General features: G+C 75.5%; 8 protein-coding genes. 2 read left to right on the forward strand and 6 right to left on the reverse strand.

Features of this window, described 5'->3' with window-relative positions; genetic code table 11:
• Positions 1-6: 6 nt before the first annotated feature.
• From O2W17_RS11860 to O2W17_RS11880, 5 genes are all read right to left on the reverse strand, one after another.
• Entirely contained in the window at positions 7-750 is a 744-nt protein-coding gene (locus O2W17_RS11860) for an inositol monophosphatase family protein (protein WP_269192640.1), read from the reverse strand.
• Complete coding sequence (locus tag O2W17_RS11865; protein ID WP_269192641.1) at positions 741-1,463, reverse strand: PaaI family thioesterase; 723 nt, start codon at positions 1,461-1,463, stop codon at positions 741-743. The genes O2W17_RS11860 and O2W17_RS11865 overlap by 10 nt, the downstream gene beginning before the upstream one ends.
• A gap of 22 nt (positions 1,464-1,485) precedes the next feature.
• Positions 1,486-2,892, reverse strand: coding sequence for a sensor histidine kinase (locus tag O2W17_RS11870; protein WP_269192642.1), 1,407 nt, complete (start codon positions 2,890-2,892; stop codon positions 1,486-1,488).
• Positions 2,893-2,954: 62 nt separating this feature from the next.
• Positions 2,955-3,683: a response regulator transcription factor gene (locus O2W17_RS11875; RefSeq protein WP_269192644.1), complete on the reverse strand. Its 729-nt coding sequence runs from the start codon at positions 3,681-3,683 to the stop codon at positions 2,955-2,957.
• A 176-nt stretch (positions 3,684-3,859) separates the two neighbouring features.
• Positions 3,860-4,651, reverse strand: coding sequence for a siderophore-interacting protein (locus O2W17_RS11880; protein ID WP_269192645.1), 792 nt, complete (start codon positions 4,649-4,651; stop codon positions 3,860-3,862).
• A 101-nt stretch (positions 4,652-4,752) separates the two neighbouring features.
• Between O2W17_RS11880 and O2W17_RS11885 the strand changes: the two genes are divergently transcribed.
• Both O2W17_RS11885 and O2W17_RS11890 read left to right on the forward strand, forming a co-directional pair.
• Positions 4,753-4,962, forward strand: coding sequence for a DUF2945 domain-containing protein (locus O2W17_RS11885; protein ID WP_269192646.1), 210 nt, complete (start codon positions 4,753-4,755; stop codon positions 4,960-4,962).
• A gap of 57 nt (positions 4,963-5,019) precedes the next feature.
• Positions 5,020-5,487, forward strand: a complete 468-nt coding sequence (locus O2W17_RS11890) for a DUF2795 domain-containing protein (protein WP_269192647.1) — start codon at positions 5,020-5,022, stop codon at positions 5,485-5,487.
• A 25-nt stretch (positions 5,488-5,512) separates the two neighbouring features.
• Here O2W17_RS11890 and O2W17_RS11895 read toward each other — a convergent pair.
• On the reverse strand, positions 5,513-6,124 hold a 612-nt coding region (locus tag O2W17_RS11895; protein WP_269192648.1), incomplete at its 5' end, for a hypothetical protein.

A 6,124-nucleotide genomic window follows, 5' to 3' on the forward strand; every position in this document is an offset into this window, starting at 1 on the left:
TCTCCGCTATCGGGACGCGGCGACGGCAGCCAGGACCTCGTCGGCCACCTCCGGACGGACGACGACCAGGTCGGGGAGGGCGGGGTCGGGCAGGTTGTAGACCAGCGGTGATCCGTCCAGCCGGCAGGTCACCAGACCGGCGGCGCGGGCGACGGCGACCGGCGCGGCGGAGTCCCACTGGTACATGCCGCCGGAGTGCACGTACGCGTCCACCTCGCCCCGCACGACCGCGAGGGTCTTGTAGCCGGCCGAGCCCAGCGGGACCAGCCGGCCGCGCAGCGCCGCGGCCACCGCCTCGGCCTCGGCCGGCGGGCGGGTCCGACTGACGGCGATCCGGACCGGTCCGTCCGGGCGGGCCGGCAACGCGGGCGGCGGGTCGGTGACGTGCACCTCGCCCAGCGCCGGCAGCGCGACGGCGGCGGCCGACAGCTCCCCCCGGACCCACAGCGCCACGTGCACGGCCCAGTCGGAGCGCTCGTGGTCCCCGTACTCCCGGGTGCCGTCGAGCGGGTCGACGATCCAGACCCGGTCGGCCGACAGCCGCTGGACGTCGTCGGTGGCCTCCTCGCTGAAGACGGCGTCACCGGGCCGCTCGGCCGCGAGCACGCCGGCGATCGCCTGCTGGCCGGCCGCGTCGCCGGCGTCGCCCAGGGGGCGGCCGGTGAGCCCGGTCGAGCGGAGCGGGAGGAGCGCGTCGGCCGCCGCCCGGGCCGCTCGGGCGGCGACGGCGACGTCGCCGTTCAGCCCCACTGCACCGACGTGGCGTCGCCGGGCCGGCGGGGCGGGGTGTGCCGGCCCGCGGCGTCGGTGATGGCGCCGAAGTACGCCTGCGCCTTCTCCGGCCGCGGCATGACGAAGATGCCGCGCGCCTCGACGAGGGGGCGGTCGGGGTCGGACGCGAGCGCGATCGTGCCCGCGATGACGGACTTGCGGCCCGCGGTGCTGTCGACCCAGGCGCGGAACACCAGCGGGGTCTCCAGGGGCAGCGGGCCCCGGTAGTCCAGCTCCAGGTGGGCGGTCATGCCCCACAATCCTGCGGCACCGGCGGCGCTGCCGAGCAGCTGGTCCATGAACAGCGCGCTCATGCCGCCGTGGACGTAGCTGGGCGGGCCCTCGTAGGCGACGCCGAGCGTCGCCTCGGCGACGACGCCGTCGCCGTCCCGCCGCAGCCGCAGCGGTGGCGCGAGGGCGCTGGCGGTGCCGACGACGGGGTTGAAGACCCGGCGTCCCACGGCGGGGTCGTCGAGCACCGGCAGCGTGGCGGCGGAGCGCCGGGAGACGGCGAGCCGGGCGGTCGCCCCGCGCACCAGCTCGGCCGCCGCCGCCACCTCGGCCGCCGGCGTCGTCGTGGTCACCGACGCCTCGATCAGCTCGCGCAGCGCCGCGCCGAGGTCGGTGGAGGCCGCCATCAGCTCGGCGTCGTAGGGAGCCCCCTTCTCCGGGGTGCCGTCGTTCGTCGTCACCGGCAGATGGTCGCAAGCCCGCTCAGGACGGCGGCGCCCCGCCCCCGGGCGGCCCGCCGCGCGGGAGGCGCACGGTGACGGCGAGCCCGGCCCCGGGCGCGGTCTCCAGCGACGCGGAGCCGCCGTGGGCCGCGGTGAGGGAGGAGACGATGGACAGGCCGAGGCCGGTCCCGCCGGCGGCGCGGGTGCGGGAGGCGTCGGCGCGGTAGAACCGCTCGAACGCCCGCGCCGCGTCCTCGGGGGCCATGCCCGGGCCGTCGTCGGCCACCCGCAGCAGGAGCACGTCGGCGTCGGCCGGGTCCTGTGCCACCGAGACCTGCACGCGGGTGCCCGGCGGGGTGTGCGTGAGGGCGTTGGTCACCAGGTTGCCCACCACCTGGCGCAGCCGGCCCTCGTCCCCGCGCACCACGGGGACGTCGGTGAGCGATTCGTCCAGGTGCAGGCTGATCGGCCGGTCCGGCTGCACCGCCCGCGCATCGTGCACGGCGTCGCCGGCGACCGCCGCCAGGTCCACCGGTGCCATCCCCAGCGGCCGCTGCTGGTCCATGCGGGCCAGCAGCAGCAGGTCCTCGACCAGCAGCCCCATCCGGCCGCCCTCGGCCTCGATCCGCTGCATCAGCCGGGCGACGTCGTCCTCGTCGCGGACGGCGCCCTGGCGGTACAGCTCGGCGAACCCCCGGATCGACGTCAGCGGCGTGCGCAGCTCGTGGCTGGCGTCGGCGACGAAGCGGCGCATCCGGTGCTCGGAGCCCCGCGCCTGCTCCTCCGACGCCTGCTGGGCGCGGAAGGCGCTCTCGATCCGGGCGAGCATGCCGTTGAGCGCCGTCGACAGCCGGCCGACCTCGGTGCGCTCGTCGCCGGCGGGCACGCGGCGGGACAGGTCACCGGCGGCGATGGCGCGGGCGGTCTGCTCGACCTCGGCCAGCGGTCGCAGCGAGCTGCTGACGAGCAGGTAGCCGGTGGCGCCCAGGATCGTCAGGACGATGAGCCCCACCACGACCTCGATGCGGACGAGCTCGCCGATGGCGGCCTCGTCACCGACCACGTCCCCGCCGACGACGACGGTCCACCCTTCGCGGAGCTCCTCCGACGTCACGCGCCAGGCCGTCCGGCGGTCGGAGCCCACGGTCATGGGGCCGGCACCGCCGCGGAGCTTTTCGACGTCCGACGCGGTCAACCGGGGCATGCCGGGGCCGCCTCTGTCCGGTCCGGCGAGGACGACCGGGGCGTCGACGTCGGGGGCAAGGCAGGCGACGTACGTCTGGTTGGGCTGCGGCCAGGGGGGATCGGACTTGCAGAGATCGAGCAGACCGGGCAGGTCGTCGTAGGCACGCGCCGTGGTGACCAGCTCGGCGTCGCGCTGATCCTGGAGGTAGGCCTTGAGCAACGATGTCGCCGCGAACCCGGTCGCGGCCAGGGCAACGGCCACCAGAGCCACCAGAAGCGCGACGAGGGTGACCCGGAGCGGGACGCGGCTGCCTACCGCCGCGTTCACGACCCGCGCGGCAGCCGGAGGGTGTAGCCGACCCCCCGGATGGTGTGCAGCAGGCGGGGCTCGGTGGTGTCGATCTTCCGGCGCAGGTAGGAGATGTAGGACTCCACGACGTTGGCCTCGCCGTTGAAGTCGTAGTTCCAGACGTGGTCGAGGATCTGCGCCTTGGACAGCACGCGTCCGGCGTTGGCCATGAGGTAGCGCAGCAGCTTGAACTCGGTGGGGGAGAGGCTGATGACCTCGCCCGCCTTGATGACCTCGTGCGACTCCTCGTCGAGCTCGATGTCGGCGAAGGTCAGCCGGGGCGCCTCCGCCGTGCGCTGCGGGCCGGCCGTGCGCCGGAGGACGGCCCGGATGCGGGCCACGACCTCGTCCAGGCTGAACGGCTTGGTCACGTAGTCGTCGCCGCCGAGGGTGAGGCCGGAGATCTTGTCCTCCTGCGCGTCCCGGGCGGTGAGGAACAGCACCGGCGTGTGCCGGCCGGTCTCGCGCAACCGGCGGACGACGCCGAAGCCGTCGAGCCCGGGCATCATCACGTCGAGCACCAGCAGGTCGGGCCGGAACGACGCGGCGAGGGCCAGGGCCTGCTGCCCGTCGGCCGCCGTGGCGACCTCGAAGCCCGCGTAGCGCAGGCTCGCCGAGAGCAGCTCCCGGATGTTGGGCTCGTCGTCGACCACCAGGAGCCGGGCCTCCGGGGCGGCGTGGCCGGTGGGCTGGCTCCCCGTCACGGCTCCTCCGGTCGCGTGTGCCGATGCCGTCGTCATGCACCCAGGTTCGGGGGAACGGCTGCGGTTGCCCTGGACGCTACCTGTGAACCGGCTGGGAGCATCGGCATAGGAAGCTCTGCCTATGGTTATGGGCCGGAATCCATAGGCAAAGCCTCCTATGCCTGGGGCCGGTGTTGTCAGCCGGCGGGGGACATGGCGCGGCCGCGGCGCCAGTAGCCGATCGCGTGGTGCTGCGCCCGCCCCAGCCCCCACCGGCCGCGCAGGTCCGCCCGGATGGCACGGACGGCGGCCGACTCGGCGCCCACCCAGGCGAAGACGTCGTCGCCGGCGGGCCGGTCCAGGGCGGCGACGGCGTCGACCACCAGGGTGCTCTCGCCCGGGGGCGTCGTCCCGCGGTGCAGCCAGCGCAGCTCGACGCCGGGTGGCGCGGTCAGCGGCTGCTCCTCGGCCGGCCCGGCCACCTCCAGCAGGGCCACCCCGGCCGTCCCCGGCGGTGCCGCGGCGAGGATGCGGCTCACGGCGGGCAGCGCGGTCTCGTCGGCGGCGAGCAGCAGCCACCGGGCCGGCCGCTCGGCCAGGGAGGCGGCACCGGCGATCCCGAGCAGCGCGCCGGGCCGTGCCGCGGCGGCCCAGGCGGCGGCCGGGCCGTCGCCGTGCAGCACGAAGTCGATGTCCACCTCGCCCCCGGCCGGGTCCTGCCGCCGCGCCGTGTAGCTGCGCAGCGCGATCCCGTGGCTGCCCTCGGGCCACACGATGCGGCCGTCGCGCTGGATGCGCGGCCAGCGCGGGTCCGGGTCGCCGACCCTCGGCACGAGCAGGTTCACGGTGGGCCCCGCCGCGGCCACGACGGCGGCGTCCCCGGACAGGGTCACCCGGCGCACCGAGGGCGTCACGTCGGTCACCGCGACGACGGTGAGCACGTCGACCGGTCGCAGGCCGTCGGGGAAGAGGCCGTCGGGGGAGGTCACGTCGGGCCAGCCTAGGTGCGCCCCGGCCGCGGCGACCGATGTGTGCCCGGCGGTCGCGGCGGGCACGGACGGGCAGCACCGTCCGCGACCGGGGAGAGGCCATGTCCGACGACCTGAAGAAGGGTGACCACGTCACCTGGAAGAGCCACGGCAGCACGACGGAGGGCACGGTGGAACGGAAGATCACCTCCGACACCGAGGCCTCCGGCCGCACCGTGCGGGCCAGCGAGGACGACCCGCAGTACGAGGTCCGCAGCGACAAGAGCGGCCGCACCGCGGTGCACAAGCCGGGTGCGCTCGACGAGGCCTGAGCCCTCGCGCACCGATCTCGGCCCGGCGGTGCCGGGCCCGAACACCAGGAGGCATACGTGACCGAGTCCGCAGGCGAATTCGCCGGCTCGCGCAGCACCAAGCACAACCCGCGGCTCGACGAGGAGCTCGAGCACGAGGTCCAGGGGATGCTCAAGGCCGAGCGGGCCACTCGCGCGCACGAGTGGCGCGAGGTGGAGCCGGTCGCCGAGGGCGACCCCGACATCGACTCGGACCCGGCCGGCACGCTGACCGGCGGGGTGCCGGAGGGGATGACCGAGGACGCCGTCGTCGCGCGGGCCGAGCTGGCGCGCTGGCTGGACCGGGCCGACTTCCCGAGCACCGGCCCCGAGCTCGTCGAGGCGGCCCGGGACCACCGCGCCCCCGACGCCGTCGCCGCCGAGCTCGAGCGGCTGCCGGAGGGGCAGACCTTCGAGCGGATCGGCGACGTCGTCCGAGCGCTGGGCTACCCGACCGAGACCGGCCCCGGGCCCGGGGCCTCGGAGACTGCGCAGGAGGACTCCTGACCGTCGGGCGGGGGAGGGCGCCGGCTCACACGCCGGCGTTCTCCTTCGCCTCGTCGTCCGCGATCTCCTCGGCGCCGCGACGACGGAACAGCTTCGAGCCGGGGAAGCCCTTCACGATCTGACGCATGTCCTGGACGGTGTCGACCAGGTCGCGGACGTCGGTGCCCACGTTCTCCAGCCCCTCCAGCGCCGGGAGAACCTGGTCGTCGAGGTGGCCGAGCACCTGGGGTAGCCGGTCGATCAGCGTGATGAGGGCGTGGACCTCCGTCGCGTCGAACTCGGCCGCCAGCCGGCGGATCGCGGGGGCGAGGGCGGTGAGGGCGGGCTCGTAGTCGGTGAGCAGCGGCTCCACCCGGCCGACCAGGCCCTCCGCGCGGCCGACGATGCCGTCGGCCCGCTCGGTCGTCCCGCTGACCTGGTCGACGGCCGCCTCCGCCTTGCCGCGGGTCTGGTCCATGGCGTCGATGGCGTCGTCGGCCTTGCCGCGGGTCTGGTTCATGGCGTCGATGGCGTCGTCGGCCTTGCCGCGGGTCTGGTTCATGGCGTCGACGGCCGCCTCCGCCTTGCCGCGGGTCTGGTTCATGGCGTCGATGGCGTCGTCGGCCTTGCCGCGGGTCTGGTTCATGGCGTCGATGGC

Source organism: Blastococcus sp. VKM Ac-2987 (genome assembly GCF_026967805.1).
GTDB lineage: Bacteria > Actinomycetota > Actinomycetes > Mycobacteriales > Geodermatophilaceae > Blastococcus.